Raw genomic sequence first — 14477 nt, forward strand, 5'->3', positions numbered from 1 at the left:
TCCTCCCCGCCCGCCCGCACGACGAGAGGCCCCGACCATCCGGTCGGGGCCTCTCGTCGTGGGTGCGGCTAGACGCTGCGGAAGGCGATGACCGCGTTGTGCCCGCCGAAGCCGAACGAGTTGCTGATCGCGAGCAGGTCGCCGTCGCCCAGCGACCGGGGCGACGTGACCACGTCGAGCGGGATGTCGGGATCCTGCTCCGTGAGGTTGATCGTCGGGGGAGCGGTGCGCTCGGCCAGCGCCTTCACCGTGAAGACGGCCTCGATGGCGCCGGCGCCGCCGAGGAGGTGGCCCGTCGACGCCTTCGTGGCGCTCACGGGGATCCCGTGCACCGCGTCGCCGAACACGCGCTCGAGCGCCTTGTACTCGGCGATGTCGCCGACGGGCGTGCTCGTCGCGTGCACGTTGATGTGCGAGACGTCGGAGCGCGAGTAGCCCGCGCCCTCGATGCTCTGGATCATGGCGCGCGCGGCGGCCGTGCCCTCGGGGTCAGGGGCCGTGATGTGGAACGCGTCGCTCGTGACCGCGCCGCCCACCAGCTCGGCGTAGATGCGGGCGCCTCGGGCCTTCGCGTGCTCCTCGATCTCGAGGACGAGGGCGGCGCCGCCCTCGCCGAGCACGAAGCCGTCGCGCGCGATGTCGTAGGGACGCGACGCGCGCTGGGGGTCGTCGTTCCGCTTGGACAGCGCCTGCATCGCGGCGAACGACGCGATGGGGAGCGGGTGGATGGAGGCCTCGGATCCGCCGGCGACGATGATGTCGGCGCGTCCCGCCTGGAGGTGCTCGTACGCGCTAGCGATGGACTCGGTGCTGGACGCGCAGGCGGAGACGACCGTCTGGATGCCGGCGCGCGCGCCGAGGTCCATGCCGACCGCGGCCGCGGGGCCGTTGGGCATGAGCATGGGGACCGTCATGGGGAGGACCCTACGGGGGCCCTTCTCGCGGAGGGTGTCCCACGCGTCGAGGAGGGTCCACACGCCGCCGATGCCGGTCGCCCAGTCCACGGCGAAGCGCAGGGGGTCGACCTCGGGGGACCCGGCGTCGGCCCAGGCCTCGCGAGCCGCCGTGAGCGCGAACTGGCTCGATGGGTCGAGGCGCTTGGTCTCGATGCGCTGCATGACCTCGGAGGACGGCACCTTGGCCTGCCCGGCGAAGGTGACGGGGATCTCCCACTTGGCGACCCAGTCCTGCTCGAGCGTGCTGATGCCCGACTCGCCGCGCAGGAGCGCCTGCCAGGTGTCCTCGGCGGTGCCGCCGAGCGGAGACGTCGCGCCGATGCCGGTGACGACGATCTTCTTGGGGGTGGTCATGCGTGGCGTCTCCTCGACGTCGGGAACGGGGGAGGGAGATGGCCGGCCCCGGATGCGGGACCGGCCATGCTCCGCGCGGTCAGGACTGCGCGTTGGTGATGAAGGTGACCGCGTCGCCGACGGTCTTGAGGTTCTTGACTTCCTCGTCGGGGATCTTGACGTCGAACTTCTCCTCGGCGTTGACGACGATCGTCATCATCGAGATCGAGTCGATGTCCAGGTCGTCGGTGAACGACTTGTCCATCTCGACGGTGTCGGTGGCGATCCCGGTCTCGTCGTTGACGAGCTCGGCCAGGCCGGCCAGGACTTCTTCGGTGGACAGTGCCATGTGTATCTCCTCGTGGTTCGTGATGACCGGAACAGCTTATGGGGCGGTGGGGCTCAGGGCAGGACGACGACCTGCGCGCCGAAGACGAGACCGGCGCCGAACCCGATCTGCAGGGCGAGGCCGCCGGACAGCGACGGGTCCTCCTGGAGCAGACGGTGGGTGGCGAGCGGGATCGACGCCGCGGACGTGTTGCCCGTGGTGGCGATGTCGCGCGCGATGGCGACGGACTCGGGGAGGCCGAGCTGCTTCGCGAACTCGTCGACGATGCGCATGTTGGCCTGGTGCGGGATGAAGGCGGCGAGCTGCTCGGGCGCGACACCCGCGCGGTCGAGGGCCTCCTTGGCGACCTTGACCATCTCCCACACCGCCCAGCGGAAGACCTTCTGGCCGTCCTGGCGGAGCGTCGGCCACGCGGATCCGTCGCGCATGCTCTTCAGGGTGCCGGTCATGCCGACCGCGTCCCAGTTCGAGCCGTCGGATCCCCACACCGTGGGCGAGATGCCGGGGGTGTCGCTCGGGCCGACGATCGCGGCGCCGGCACCGTCGCCGAGGAGGAACGAGATGGAGCGATCGGTCGGGTCGACGATGTCGGAGAGCTTCTCGGCGCCCACCACGAGGACGTACTCCGCGAGGCCGGACCGGATGAAGGAGTCGGCCTGCGCGATGCCGTACGTGTACCCGGCGCACGCGGCCGAGATGTCGTAGGCGGGCGCCGGGTTGGCGCCGATGCGGTCGGCGAGGAGCGCGGCCATCGAGGGCGTCTGCACGGTATTGCTCACGGTCGAGACCAGGACGATGCCGATCTGCTCGGGCCGGATGCCCGCCTTCGCGATGGCCTCGAGCGATGCGGTGGTCGCGAGGTCGACCGCGTCGACGTCGGCGCCCGCGCGCTTGCGCGTGATGATGCCGGTGCGCTGGCGGATCCACTCGTCGGAGGAGTCGATCGGGCCGACGAGGTCGTCGTTCGGCACGTCGAGCTCGCCGCGGGCGGCGCCGAGGCCCCAGATGCGGGTGAAGCGCTCGACCACGGGTGCGGTCTGGATGGTGGGGCGGGGCTGGTCGGTCATGGGTGCCTGTTCGATGTCGGTGAGGCGGGATCAGGCGTGCGCGTCGAGCATGTCGATCGCCGCCGGGAGGTCGTCGGGTGTGGAGAGCGCGAGCGTCGGGAGGCCCTTGAGGCCGCGCTTGGCGAGGCCGGTGAGCGCGCCAGCTGGGGCGACCTCGATGAGGCCGGTGACGCCCGCGGCGGCGAAGGCGTCCATGCAGAGGTCCCAGCGCACCGGGCTCGCGACCTGGCCGACGATGAGGTCGAGGTACGCGGCGCCGGAGTCGACGCGGCTGCCGTCCCGGTTGGTCCAGACCGGGAAGCGGGGGTCGCGGGGCGCGAGCGGCGCGACCGCGGCGCGCAGGGCGGCGACCGCGGGAGCCATGTGGTGCGTGTGGAAGGCGCCGGCGACCTGGAGCGGGATGACGCGCGTGCCGCGGAGGGGCTCGGCCTGGAGCGCCGCGAGGGCGTCGGGGGCGCCGGCGACGACGATCTGGCCGCCGCCGTTGAAGTTGGCGGGCTCGAGACCGAGCTCGGCGAGGCGCGCGAGGACGGCGTCCTGGTCGCCGCCGACGACCGCGCTCATGCCGGTGCGGGTGATCGCGGCCGCCTCGGCCATCGCGTCGCCGCGGGTGCGCACGACGCGCATCGCCTCGTCGTCCGTGAGGATGCCGGCGCCCGCCGCCGCGGTGATCTCGCCCACCGAGTGGCCCGCGATGCCGGCGACGTACGCGTCACGGCCGTCGGCGAGGAGCGCGTGCAGGGCGACGATGCCCGCCGCCACGATGAGGGGCTGCGCGACGGCGGTGTCACGGATGGTGTCGGCGTCGGACGTGGTGCCGTGGGTGACGAGGTCGAGTCCCGCTGCGTCGCCCAGCTCGCCCAGGCGTCGCGCGTGCTCGGGGTGCTCGATCCAGGGGGAGAGGAAGCCGGGCTTCTGGGAGCCCTGACCCGGGCAGACGACGATGATCATCCGTCCATCCTCCCGCCCGCCGGGAGGCGCGTCGGAGTCGACGTCCTACAGAGGATCCGCCAGGACATTGTGAAGATGCCACGACGCGGGCGGGTCACCGTGCGGCCTGGCGCTTCGGCCGGGCGCGACCGGACCCCTGCTGCTGGGGGACCGTTGTGCCGGCCTCCGCGATGCTGCCGATGATGAGCGCGGCCTGGAGGATGAGCGCCTCGCGGGCGCCCGTCGCGTCCCAGCCGATGACGTCGGAGACGCGCTTCAGCCGGTAGCGCACCGTGTTGGGGTGCACGAACAGCTCCCGCGCCGTCGCCTCGAGCGAGCGGCCGGTGTCGAGGTAGCACCACAGCGTCGCGAGCAGCTCGGTCGAGTGCGCCTGGAGCGGCTTGTAGATGCGGTTGATGAGGGTGGACCGGGCGAGCGGGTCACCGGCGAGGGCGCGCTCCGGCAGCAGGTCGTCGGCGAGCGTGGGGCGCGGCGCGTTCCGCCACGACCGGGCGACGGCGAAGCCGGCGAGGGCCGCCCGCGCGCTCCGCGACGCCTCCACCAGGCTCGGCACCTCGTGGCCGAGGACGAGGTGGCCCGCCCCGAACCCGGGTTCGAGCTGCGTCGCGATCTCGAGGAAGGACACGGGAGGCGTCTCCGTCGCCGCGTCCGCCGGATCGACGACGGCGGGGGACGCGCGACCGATGACGAGGACCAGGCGGCTGCCCTGGACGCCGATGAGCACGTCGGCCTCGAGGTGCCGCGCCGTGCGGCGTAGCTGGTCGACGTCGAGCACCGCCGGCGCCGTGCCGACGAGCACGGAGACCTCGCCGTGCCCATGCCAGCCGAGCGCGGCGATCCGCGACGGCAGCTCGTCGTCGTACTCGCCCGACAGGATGCTGTCGACGACGAGCGCCTCGAGCCGCGCGTCCCAGAGCCCCCGGGCCTCCGCCGCACGCGCGTAGACGTCCGCGGCGGCGAATGCGATCTCCCGCGAGTACAGCAGGATCGCGTCGCGCACCGTGCGGTGCCGGTCGCGGACCCGGTCCTCGACGACCTCCACCGTGACCCGGATGAGCTGCAGCGTCTGCTGCAGGCTCACCGAGCGGAGGAGCTCGCGGGGGGCCGCGCCGAACACGTCGGCCGCGATCCACGGCGTGGAGTCGGGGTCGTCGTACCAGTGGATGAAGGAGGTGATGCCAGCCTGCGCGACCAGCCCGACGGCGGAGCGCCGCCCGGGCGGCATCTCGCCGTACCAGGGCAGCGTGTCCTCCAGCCGCTTGAGCGTCGCGCTCGCGAGCTCACCCGACAGGGACCGGAGCCACGTCAGCGTCTCCGCCTTCGTCTCCCCGGTCTCCACGTCGGTGTCGTGCCGGTCGCTCGGTGTCACAGGTCGGCGCAGCTCACGCCTCGCCGCCCGCCGATCCGGTCGTACCGGCGTTCACGTCGAGCAGGCGGTACTTGTCGATCGCCCACTTCGGCGCATCCTGGTCGACCTTGCCCTGCGTGACCAGGCGCTGCAACGTCTTCACGACCATCGACGGACCGTCGATCGCGAAGAAGCGGCGGGCCGCCGGACGCGTGTCCGAGAAGCCGAAGCCGTCGGCGCCGAGCGTCGAGTAGTCGCCGGGGACGAACTGCCGGATCTGGTCGGGCACCGCGTGCGAGAAATCGGTGACCGCGACGAACGGGCCCTCGGCGTGGCGCAGCTTCTCCTCCAGGTACGGGACCCGGGTCTCGGAGTGCGGGTGCAGCATGTTGTGCTCCTCCGCGGCCAGGCCGTCGCGGCGCAGCTCGCCCCACGACGTGACCGACCAGACGTCGGCGGAGACGCCCCAGTCGTCGGCGAGCAGCTGCTGCGCCTCCAGGGCCCACGGGACCGCGACGCCGGACGCCATGAGCTGGGCCTTCGGTCCGTCGATCCAGCCGTCCTTGAGCTTGTAGACACCGCGGACGATGCCGTCCACGTCCACACCCTCGGGCTCGCTCGGGTGGATGATCGGCTCGTTGTAGACCGTCAGGTAGTACATGACGTTCGGGTCCTCGTGCTCCCCGCCGTACATGCGCTCGAGGCCGGACCGCACGATGTGGCCGATCTCGTAGGCGTACGCCGGGTCGTAGGACACGATCGCCGGGTTCGTCTGCGAGAGGACCAGCGAGTGCCCGTCGGCGTGCTGGAGGCCCTCTCCCGTAAGGGTGGTGCGTCCGGCCGTCGCGCCGATGAGGAAGCCGCGCGCCATCTGGTCGCCCGCCGCCCAGATCGCGTCGCCCGTGCGCTGGAACCCGAACATCGAGTAGAAGACGTAGATCGGGATGAGGGGCTCGCCCTGCGTCGAGTAGGTGGTGCCGAGGTTGGTGAACGCCGCCAGGGCGCCCGCCTCGTTGATGCCCACGTGCACGATCTGGCCCTGCGGGCTCTCCTTGTAGGAGAGCAGCAGCTCGCGGTCGACGGACGTGTAGTGCTGGCCGTTCGGGTTGTAGATCTTCGCCGTCGGGAAGAAGGCGTCGATGCCGAACGTGCGGGCCTCGTCCGGGATGATCGGGACGACGCGGTTGCCGAAGTCCTTCGAGCGGATGAGGTCCTTCAGCAGCCGCACGAACGCCATGGTGGTGGCGATCTCCTGCGTGCCGGATCCCTTCTTGGAGATGCGGTACGCGGAGTCGTCCGGGAGCGTGATCGCGGTGTGCGACGTGCGCCGCTCGGGGGAGTACCCGCCGAGGGCGCGGCGGCGCTCCTGCATGTACTGGATGGCCTCGTCGTCCTGGCCGGGGTGGTAGTACGGCGGCAGGTACGGGTCCGCCTCGAGCTGGGCGTCCGTGATCGGCACGCGCATCTCGTCGCGGAACTGCTTGAGGTTGTCCAGCGTGAGCTTCTTCATCTGGTGGGTCGCGTTGCGGCCCTCGAAGCTCGGGCCGAGGCCGTAGCCCTTGACGGTCTTCGCGAGGATCACCGTGGGCTGGCCCGTGTGCTCGCTCGCCGCCTTGAAGGCCGCGTACACCTTGCGGTAGTCGTGGCCGCCGCGCTTGAGGTTCCAGATCTGGTCGTCGGTGTAGCCCTCGACGAGCTTCGCGGTGCGCTCGTCGCGCCCGAAGAAGTTCTCGCGGATGTAGGCGCCGCTCTCGGCCTTGTAAGTCTGGTAATCGCCGTCGGGCGTGCGGTTCATGAGGTCGAGGAGCGCGCCCTCGGTGTCGCGGGCGAGCAGGTCGTCCCACTCGCGGCCCCAGACGACCTTGATGACGTTCCAGCCGGCTCCGCGGAAGAAGCTCTCGAGCTCCTGGATGATCTTGCCGTTGCCGCGGACGGGTCCGTCGAGGCGCTGCAGGTTGCAGTTGATGACGAAGTTGAGGTTGTCGAGCTTCTCGTTCGCCGCCACCTGGAGCTGGCCGCGGCTCTCGACCTCGTCCATCTCGCCGTCGCCTAGGAACGCCCAGACCTGCTGGTCGGACGCGTCCTTGATGCCGCGGTTGGTGAGGTACTTGTTCGCCTGCGCCTGGTAGATCGCGTTGATCGGGCCGAGGCCCATCGACACGGTCGGGAACTGCCAGAACTCTGGCATGAGGCGCGGGTGCGGGTACGAGGAGAGGCCGCCGCCGGCGTGGCTCTTCTCCTGGCGGAAGCCGTCGAGCTGGTGCTCGCTCAGGCGTCCCTCGAGGAACGCGCGCGCGTAGGTGCCGGGGGAGGCGTGGCCCTGCACGAAGACCTGGTCGCCGCCGCCCGGGTGGTCCTGGCCGCGGAAGAAGTGGTTGTAGCCGACCTCGTAGAGCGCGGCCGAGGAGGCATACGTGGCGATGTGCCCGCCGACCGCGATGCCGGGGCGCTGGGCGCGGTGCACCGTGACGGCCGCGTTCCAGCGGATCCACGCGCGGTAGCGGCGCTCGAGGTCCTCGTCACCGGGGAAGTCGGGCTCGTTCTCCGGGGCGATGGTGTTGATGTAGTCCGTGGTCGGGACCATCGGCACGCCGAGGTGCAGCTCCTTCGAGCGCTTGAGGAGGCTGAGCATGACGTCGCGCGCGCGACCCCGGCCCTGCGTCTCCACGAGCCCGTCGAGCGACTCGTTCCATTCGGCGGTCTCTTCCGGATCCTGGTCGGTGTGGTTCACCGAGTACGGATCCTGGTCGTTGACAGTCACCCTCGACCTCTTCCTGTGGTGTGCAGACATCGTCTTCGGTGCCACGGGGCTCGAAGGGTGCGAGACCGCGCGTACGCCGACGCCCAGCCTACCCATGCCGACCGACGCTCCCCGACGACGTGCGGCGCGCGCCGCGGGAGGGCGCCCGCGGCCCCGGAGCTGGACATCGCGGATCCCCGGCGTAAGCTCGACCCTCGTGCCAGACAGGGGACATCTGCCGGCACGGAAGGATCCGCACCCCATGGCCCTGGCCAACGACACACAGGCTCCCGACTTCGAGCTCGCCAACCAGTTCGGCGAGCGCGTCCGGTTGAGCGAGTACCGCGGACACCGCGCGGTCGCCCTCGTCTTCTTCCCCCTCGCCTTCTCCGGCACCTGCACGGGCGAGATGTGCCAGCTCGAGGAGAACCTCGGCCTCTTCGCCGACAGCCGCGTGGAGCTCATCGGCATCAGCGTCGACAGCAAGCACACGTTGCGCGCGTGGGCGCAGCAGCAGGGCATCGACTTCCAGCTCCTCGCCGACTTCTGGCCCCACGGCCAGGTCGCCAAGGAGTACGGGGTGTTCCTCGAGGAGAAGGGCTTCGCGAACCGCGCGACCTTCCTCATCGACACGCGCGGCATCATCCGCGGCAGCTTCATCACGGCACCCAGCGAGGCGCGCGAGCTCGAGGCGTACCGCACCGCGATCCGCGACCTGGCTCTCGTCCCGGCCTGATCGGTCTCCCGCGACCCCTCAGCTGAGGATGTTGACGGCGCGGGCGATGACCAGCGCGAGGATCACGAACCCGGCGAACGCCTCGAGCGCCATGAGCGCCTTGGCGCGGTGGGAGAGCGGCATGACGTCGGTGGGGCTGTAGGCCATCGAGTTCGTGAGCGAGAAGTACGCGTAGTCGACGAAGCCCGGCACCCAGTCCGCGTGCTCCGACGAGCGTCGGGCCACCTCCGACACGGCGCCGGCATCCTCGTCCTGGGGGAAGCGGAAGTCGGCGGGTGCGAGGGCCGCACGGGCGTGGATCCGACGCGCCACCGGACCGCCGCGGTCCAGCTCCCAGAAGACGAGCGCGAAGGCCAGCACGTTGGTCCCCCAGACCTGCAGGGCCGTGAGCAGCAGCTCGGGTCCCGCCTCGGAGGCGTCGACCAGCGCGATCACCAGGACCACGAGGCTCACCTGGTTGGCGACCACGAGGAGGCTCCCGAGCGCGAGGCCGAGCCCGCGGGACCAGGGAGTCTCCCGCACGAAGCGGCGGGGATTCAGCGCGACCAGCGGCACGAGCAGGGCGACGGCGATCGCCACGACCGCGACGCGGACGCCGGACGGGACGGCGGTGGGCGCGATCCCGTAGAGGGCGACGGCGACGAGGAGGCCGACGGCGGCGGGCCAGCGCGGCTCGGCGACCGTCCGGCGGGAGGGGTGGATGGGCACGGGGGAGAGACTACGGCTTGCGCCCGCGGGGCGGCCGGGGCCCCGACGCGGTCGGCTAGCATGGCCGGGCGCCCGGCGGACGGGCGTCGCGGGCCTTTAGCTCAGTTGGTAGAGCGCCACGTTTACACCGTGGATGTCGTCGGTTCGAGCCCGGCAGGGCCCACCCGCGCCGCACCGTCGTCCGCGTGAGACATGCGCACCGGATCAGGCGAGGGTCCCCAGGCCCCGCACGAGCAGGTCCACCCCGAAGGCGAAGTCCCGGGCCGGATCCGTGTCGTCCGCGTCCTCGGGCAGCAACCCGAGCCGGGCGAGCTGGGCGCGCTGCTGCTCGTGCGCCACGTGGCCGAGCACGAAGTGCAGGACCGCCGACGCCGCCCGGGCGCAGTCGGCCCCGCCGAACCCGCCGATGGCGACGGCCGCGGACAGCGCGTCACGCGCCGCCGTCGCGCCGAGCCCCATCGCCGTGGTGCTGGCGACGACCTCGGCGCCGTCGCGATGGGCGAGGAGCGCCGAGCGGAGCCCCGTCGCGGCGCGGCGGACCCGCTCGCGCCAGTCGTCGCGCGGCCCGTCCGTCGTGGCGGTCGCCGCCTCGGCGACGATGCGGTCGGCCAGCTCCGCGAGGAGGCTCTGCTTGTCCGGGAAGTGCCAGTAGAGGGCGCTCGGCTGGACGTCGAGCGCGGCCCCGAGGCGGCGCATCGTGAAGTCCGGGAGGCCGTGCTCGTCGAGGATCCGCAGGGCCGTGCGGGCCACGTCGTCACGGCTGTGCCGCCCCGCCGCCTGCGCCCGTGCCATGCCGCCACTATAGTGAACGCCGTTCAGGTGAACGTCGTTCAGGTCCTCGGCGGCCGCATCGAGCAGAAGGAAGCCCATGACCCCGACCCGCTCCCTGCCCCTCCGCGCCGAGCGCCGCGCCCGGCTCGACGCCACCGACCTCGCACGGGTCGCCGTGCTCGCCGCGGTCGTCGCGGTGCTCGGGCTCCCGGGCGGCATCAGCGTCTTCGGCGGCGTGCCGATCACGGCGCAGACGCTCGGCGTGATGCTCGCGGGCGCCGTCCTCGGAGCGCGTCTCGGGGCCATCGCCCTCGCCGTCCTCCTGGCACTCGTCGCGGTGGGGCTGCCGCTGCTCGCCGGGGGCTCCGGCGGCGCGGGCGTCTTCCTCGGCCCCACCGCCGGCTACCTCGTCGGCTGGATCCTCGGGGCGGCCGTCGTCGGGCTCATCGTCCACCTGGGCGGCCGGCGGCCCACCGCCGCGCGCACCGCCGTGGCCATGGTGGTCGGGGGGATCACCGTGATCTACGCGGTGGGGATCCCCGTCCAGAGCCTCGTCACGCGCCTGCCCCTGGCCGAGACCGCGGCCGCCAGCCTCGTCTTCGTCCCGGGCGACATCGTCAAGGCGGCCATCGCCACCGGCATCGTGATGACGTTGGTCCGCGGCTACCCGCGCGCCTTCCGACGCGCGTCCGGCTGGACGACGGGACAGCGGGACGCCAGCGCGGCGACCCTCCGGTGACCCCGACGGACGGGATCGGCCCCGCCGCCCTGCACCTCGCCGCGGTCGGCGTCCGCCTCGGCGACGTCGAGGCGCTCCGCGACGTCACGCTCGACGTGGATGCGCGCACGGTCGCCGTGATCGGCGAGAACGGCTCGGGCAAGAGCACGTTCGCCCGGCTCGTCGGGGGCCTGGTCGAGCGCACGTCGGGGGAGCTGCGCGTGCTGGGCATCGACCCGGGACGCGGATCCCGCGAGCTGCGACGCCGCGTCGCCCTCGTCTTCAGCAACCCGGACGCCCAGATCGTCATGCCCACCGTCGCCGAGGACGTCGCGTTCTCCCTGCGGCCGGAGCGGCTTCCGCGCGCCGAGTCGGACGCGCGCGTCGCGGAGGCCCTCCGACGGCTCGGCATCCCACACCTCGCCGACCGCTCGTCGCACGAGCTGTCCGGCGGACAGAAGCAGCTGCTCGCCCTGGCGGGGGCCTTCGTCCGGCGCCCCGAGCTCGTCATCGCCGACGAGCCCACGGCGTACCTCGACGCCCGGAACGCCCGCCGGGTCGCGGACCACCTCTTCGAGCCCGACCACCGGCTCGTGCTCGTCACCCACGACCTCGCCGCAGCGGCCCGGTGCGACGCCGCCGTCCTGTTCGCCGGCGGCCGGGTGATCCGCACGGGCGCGCCCGCCGCCGTCATCGCCGAGTACGAGGCGACGCTCCGGTGACGCCGACCGGGCCGCGACCTCCCGGCCGCCTCGAGCGCATGCCCGCCGGTCCCGAGCTGATCGCGCTCATGGTCGTCGTGCTCGGGGTCTCCCTGCTGCCGTCCACCTGGTGGGGGGCGGGCACCGCTGTCGCCGTCGCGGTCGTCGCCTTCGCCGTCGCCCAGCTCGGCGACGGTCTCCTCGGCCTGCGCCGCCTCGCCGGCCAGGTGCGCGCCGTGCGCTGGCTGATGCTGTTCACGCTCGTCAGCCAGCTCGTCCTGCTCGGGCCCGAGCCCGCCGTGGCGAACACGGCGCGCGTCACGTCGGCGATCGCCATCGCCGGCCTGCTCGTCCTCACGACCTCCACGACCGAGCTCCTCGACGGCATCGAGCGCGGCCTCGGCCCGCTGCGGAGGCTCGGTGTCGACACGGAGCGGATCTCGCTGCTCCTCACCGTCACCGCCGGCACCGTCCCGGTCCTCGCGCGCCTGGCCGGCGAAGTCCGCGAGGCGCAGCGCGCGCGGGGCGCCCGTCCGGGTCTGCGGACGTTCGTCGTCCCCTTCCTCGTCCTCGCCCTCAAGCACGCGGACCAGCTGGGCGACGCGCTCACCGCCCGCGGGGTCAGGTGACGGGAGGCAGCCCGCCGTGATCGGGATGTCCGCGGGCCGTGCGAGCGGAGTCGCCGCGGGCGTGTCGCGGTAGCATCCACGCATGAGCTCCGACACCGCCGATGGCGCCGCCGCCTGGTCGGTCGTCGACGCCGCGACGCACGGGTCCAGCACCCACCGCGGATCCGCCCAGCGGAGCCTCTGGCCGCTCGCACCGCTCGTGCCCTCGCCGGACGTCGCCCACGAGGTGAGGCCGGATGCCGGCCGCCCACGTCGCGGCGCGCGCCGGGGCTGACCGGAGCGCGGCCGGGGACGGGCCGCGGTCGCCCCTTCGTTACGATGGGCAGGTGATCCCCACCCTCGCCGACGTCGTCCGTGTCGTCGAGGACGCCTGGCCGCCCGCGGGCGCGTCCGACTGGGACGCCTCCGGGCTCGTCTCGGGGGATCCGCGTCGGCAGGTCCGCCGCATCCACCTGGCCGTCGACGCCGTCCGCGCGACGGTCGACGACGCGGTCGCCGCCCACGCCGACCTGCTGCTGGTGCACCACCCGCTGCTGCTGCGCGGCGTGACCACCATCGCCGAGACCGGCTACAAGGGCGCGCTCCTCGCCGACCTCGTGCGCGCCGACTGCGCCCTGCACGCTTCGCACACCACCGCCGACGTCGTCGAGGACGGCACGTCGGGCCGGCTCGCGGCGCTCCTCGGCCTGGTGCCCGAGACCGTCCGGCCGCTCGATCCGGCCGAGGGCGGGGTGCGCGGCATCGGCCGCGTCGGCGACCTGCCCGCCCCGACGACGCTCGGCCGCCTCGCCGGCGAGCTGGCCCGGATCCTGCCGCCCACGGCGACGGGCATCCGCGTCGCGGGCCCCTACGACGCGCCCGTCACCCGCGTCGCCCTCTGCGGGGGAGCGGGGGACTCGCTGCTCTCCGCACCCGAGGTGGTCGGCGCGGACGTCTACATCACCTCCGACCTCCGCCACCACCCGGCGAGCGAGGCCCGCGAGTCGGCGGCCCTCCGCGGCGGCACGCCGTACCTCATCGACACGTCCCACTGGGCGAGCGAGTGGCTGTGGCTCGACCAGGCAGCCGGCACGCTGCGCGCGGCGCTGCCCGACGTGGAGGTCACCGTCAGCGACATCCGCACCGACCCCTGGGACTTCGCCGTCACGCAGTGACCGGCCGCCGCGCGGACGGTCCCGCGCATCCACGACGCACGCATCGCGCGCCCGCCGCACACCGGCGGAGCCGCACCACGAGAGGGAGAGCATGAAAGCCGATCCGAGCATCCAGAAGGAGCTCCTCGACCTGCAGGAGATCGACACCCGGCTCACGCACCTCACGCGCCAGCTCGCCCAGCTCCCGCAGCTGAAGGAGATCGACGCCCTGCAGCGGGAGATGGAGGTCGTCCGACGCCGCCTCGGCGAGCGGACCGGCGTCGTGGAGGACGCCCAGACCGAGCTCGCGCGCATCGAGTCCGACGTGGCCGTCGTGCAGGCGCGCATGGACCGCGACCGCACCCGCATCGAGGCGGGCGGTAGCTCGAAGGACGTCCAGGCCCTGGAGCGCGAGCTCGAGTCGCTGCTGCGTCGCCGCGACACCCTCGAGGAGGTCGAGCTCGAGGTGATGCAGCGGCTCGAGGAAGCCCAGGCCGCCCAGGCCGAGGTGGTCGTGGAGCGTGACGCCCTGGCGGAGCGGCTCGCCGCGGTCGAGGCCGAGCGCGACGCCGCGGCCGTGGAGCTGCGGGTCCAGGCCGAGCAGGCGAGGAAGGACCGGGACGCCCTGGCACCGAGGTTCCCCGAGGACCTCCTCGCGCTCTACGAGAAGCAGCGCGCGCGGTACGGCGTGGGTGCCGCGATGCTGCACCGCGGCATCTCCCTCGGCAGCAACATCGCCCTCCACCAGAGCGACCTCGACGCCCTGCGGAAGCGCGCCCCCGACGACGTGGTCATCGATCCCGAGAGCAACGCCATCCTCGTGCGGACGGACGAGTCCGGCCTCTAGCGGGAGCTCCGTCCGCACGCTGCCCTAGACTCGTCCCCGCGGATGGGTCGGCAAGACGGTCGCGCCGCGGAGGATCCCGAGAGGGGGAGACCGCGTCGAGGAACGTCCGGGCTCCACAGAGCAGGGCGGTGGGTAACACCCACCCGGGGTGACCCGCGAGACAGTGCAACAGAGAGCAGACCGCCCGTCGCGGAAGCGGCGGGTGAGGGTGAAACGGCGGTGTAAGAGACCACCAGCGGCCCGAGTGATCGGGTCGGCTATGCAAACCTCGCCCGGAGCAAGGTCGAACAGGGGACGCACAGGCTGCTCGTCCAGTCCCCGGGTAGACCGCTGGAGGGCTGCGGTGACGCAGCTCCGAGATAGATGGCCGTCCATGGTGCCGCGAGGCACCGGGACAGAACCCGGCGTATCAGCCGGCCCATCCGCACCCCGCACGACGAAGCGGCCGGACCCCCACGGGGGTCCGGCCGCTTCGTCGTGCGGTCGCGAG

The 14477-nt window shown here is 72.8% G+C and carries 15 protein-coding genes, 1 tRNA gene and 1 other RNA gene; 9 read left to right on the forward strand and 8 right to left on the reverse strand.

The window, feature by feature from the left end:
• Nucleotides 1-68 precede the first annotated feature (68 nt).
• From CMN_RS07860 to aceE, 6 genes are all read right to left on the reverse strand, one after another.
• Nucleotides 69-1310 (reverse strand): beta-ketoacyl-[acyl-carrier-protein] synthase family protein, encoded by a 1242-nt coding sequence (locus CMN_RS07860; RefSeq protein WP_015490295.1) that lies wholly within the window; start codon nt 1308-1310, stop codon nt 69-71.
• A 79-nt stretch (nt 1311-1389) separates the two neighbouring features.
• A complete protein-coding gene (locus CMN_RS07865; RefSeq protein WP_012038305.1) occupies nt 1390-1638 on the reverse strand; it encodes an acyl carrier protein in 249 nt (82 codons plus the stop codon).
• A gap of 53 nt (nt 1639-1691) precedes the next feature.
• Nucleotides 1692-2705: a beta-ketoacyl-ACP synthase III gene (locus tag CMN_RS07870; protein WP_015490296.1), complete on the reverse strand. Its 1014-nt coding sequence runs from the start codon at nt 2703-2705 to the stop codon at nt 1692-1694.
• Nucleotides 2706-2735: 30 nt separating this feature from the next.
• Nucleotides 2736-3656, reverse strand: coding sequence for an ACP S-malonyltransferase (locus tag CMN_RS07875; RefSeq protein WP_015490297.1), 921 nt, complete (start codon nt 3654-3656; stop codon nt 2736-2738).
• Between the two features lie 94 nt (nt 3657-3750).
• Nucleotides 3751-5025: a PucR family transcriptional regulator gene (locus CMN_RS07880; RefSeq protein ID WP_015490298.1), complete on the reverse strand. Its 1275-nt coding sequence runs from the start codon at nt 5023-5025 to the stop codon at nt 3751-3753.
• A 13-nt stretch (nt 5026-5038) separates the two neighbouring features.
• A complete protein-coding gene (aceE, locus tag CMN_RS07885; protein ID WP_041465264.1) occupies nt 5039-7765 on the reverse strand; it encodes a pyruvate dehydrogenase (acetyl-transferring), homodimeric type in 2727 nt (908 codons plus the stop codon).
• 241 nt (nt 7766-8006) lie between these two features.
• On the opposite strand from aceE, the gene CMN_RS07890 reads away from it, so the two are divergent.
• Nucleotides 8007-8480: a peroxiredoxin gene (locus CMN_RS07890; RefSeq protein ID WP_015490300.1), complete on the forward strand. Its 474-nt coding sequence runs from the start codon at nt 8007-8009 to the stop codon at nt 8478-8480.
• 18 nt (nt 8481-8498) lie between these two features.
• Here CMN_RS07890 and CMN_RS07895 read toward each other — a convergent pair whose 3' ends face one another.
• Entirely contained in the window at nt 8499-9188 is a 690-nt protein-coding gene (locus CMN_RS07895; RefSeq protein WP_015490301.1) for a hypothetical protein, read from the reverse strand.
• Between the two features lie 90 nt (nt 9189-9278).
• On the opposite strand from CMN_RS07895, the gene CMN_RS07900 reads away from it, so the two are divergent.
• A tRNA-Val gene (locus CMN_RS07900) sits at nt 9279-9351 on the forward strand.
• Nucleotides 9352-9392: 41 nt separating this feature from the next.
• On the opposite strand, the gene CMN_RS07905 is transcribed toward CMN_RS07900, so the two are convergent.
• Nucleotides 9393-9980, reverse strand: coding sequence for a TetR/AcrR family transcriptional regulator C-terminal domain-containing protein (locus CMN_RS07905; protein WP_015490302.1), 588 nt, complete (start codon nt 9978-9980; stop codon nt 9393-9395).
• A 76-nt stretch (nt 9981-10056) separates the two neighbouring features.
• Between CMN_RS07905 and CMN_RS07910 the strand changes: the two genes are divergently transcribed.
• The 7 genes from CMN_RS07910 to rnpB all read left to right on the forward strand — a co-directional run bounded on the left by CMN_RS07910 (nt 10057) and on the right by rnpB (nt 14412).
• Complete coding sequence (locus tag CMN_RS07910; protein WP_015490303.1) at nt 10057-10698, forward strand: biotin transporter BioY; 642 nt, start codon at nt 10057-10059, stop codon at nt 10696-10698.
• Nucleotides 10695-11399 (forward strand): energy-coupling factor ABC transporter ATP-binding protein, encoded by a 705-nt coding sequence (locus tag CMN_RS07915; protein WP_015490304.1) that lies wholly within the window; start codon nt 10695-10697, stop codon nt 11397-11399. The genes CMN_RS07910 and CMN_RS07915 overlap by 4 nt, the downstream gene beginning before the upstream one ends.
• On the forward strand, nt 11396-12007 hold the full coding sequence (locus tag CMN_RS07920) for an energy-coupling factor transporter transmembrane component T family protein (protein ID WP_015490305.1): 612 nt from the start codon (nt 11396-11398) through the stop codon (nt 12005-12007). The genes CMN_RS07915 and CMN_RS07920 overlap by 4 nt, the downstream gene beginning before the upstream one ends.
• An 82-nt stretch (nt 12008-12089) precedes the next feature.
• Entirely contained in the window at nt 12090-12281 is a 192-nt protein-coding gene (locus CMN_RS07925; RefSeq protein WP_015490306.1) for a hypothetical protein, read from the forward strand.
• Between the two features lie 52 nt (nt 12282-12333).
• Nucleotides 12334-13161, forward strand: coding sequence for a Nif3-like dinuclear metal center hexameric protein (locus CMN_RS07930; protein ID WP_015490307.1), 828 nt, complete (start codon nt 12334-12336; stop codon nt 13159-13161).
• A gap of 91 nt (nt 13162-13252) precedes the next feature.
• Nucleotides 13253-13987, forward strand: coding sequence for a zinc ribbon domain-containing protein (locus CMN_RS07935; protein ID WP_015490308.1), 735 nt, complete (start codon nt 13253-13255; stop codon nt 13985-13987).
• 43 nt (nt 13988-14030) lie between these two features.
• Nucleotides 14031-14412, forward strand: an RNA gene (gene rnpB, locus CMN_RS14690) — RNase P RNA component class A.
• The last annotated feature ends 65 nt before the right edge of the window (nt 14413-14477 follow it).

This window comes from Clavibacter nebraskensis NCPPB 2581 (assembly GCF_000355695.1).
Lineage (GTDB): Bacteria > Actinomycetota > Actinomycetes > Actinomycetales > Microbacteriaceae > Clavibacter > Clavibacter nebraskensis.

What these genes read in the sequence shown, in the direction of transcription:
- CMN_RS07860 (WP_015490295.1), bottom strand. Translation starts at nt 1,310, where the DNA reads ATGACCACCCCCAAGAAGATCGTCGTCACCGGCATCGGCGCGACGTCT.
- CMN_RS07865 (WP_012038305.1), bottom strand. Translation starts at nt 1,638, where the DNA reads ATGGCACTGTCCACCGAAGAAGTCCTGGCCGGCCTGGCCGAGCTCGTC.
- CMN_RS07870 (WP_015490296.1), bottom strand. Translation starts at nt 2,705, where the DNA reads ATGACCGACCAGCCCCGCCCCACCATCCAGACCGCACCCGTGGTCGAG.
- CMN_RS07875 (WP_015490297.1), bottom strand. Translation starts at nt 3,656, where the DNA reads ATGATCATCGTCGTCTGCCCGGGTCAGGGCTCCCAGAAGCCCGGCTTC.
- CMN_RS07890 (WP_015490300.1), top strand. Translation starts at nt 8,007, where the DNA reads ATGGCCCTGGCCAACGACACACAGGCTCCCGACTTCGAGCTCGCCAAC.
- CMN_RS07905 (WP_015490302.1), bottom strand. Translation starts at nt 9,980, where the DNA reads ATGGCACGGGCGCAGGCGGCGGGGCGGCACAGCCGTGACGACGTGGCC.
- CMN_RS07910 (WP_015490303.1), top strand. Translation starts at nt 10,057, where the DNA reads ATGACCCCGACCCGCTCCCTGCCCCTCCGCGCCGAGCGCCGCGCCCGG.
- CMN_RS07925 (WP_015490306.1), top strand. Translation starts at nt 12,090, where the DNA reads ATGAGCTCCGACACCGCCGATGGCGCCGCCGCCTGGTCGGTCGTCGAC.
- CMN_RS07935 (WP_015490308.1), top strand. Translation starts at nt 13,253, where the DNA reads ATGAAAGCCGATCCGAGCATCCAGAAGGAGCTCCTCGACCTGCAGGAG.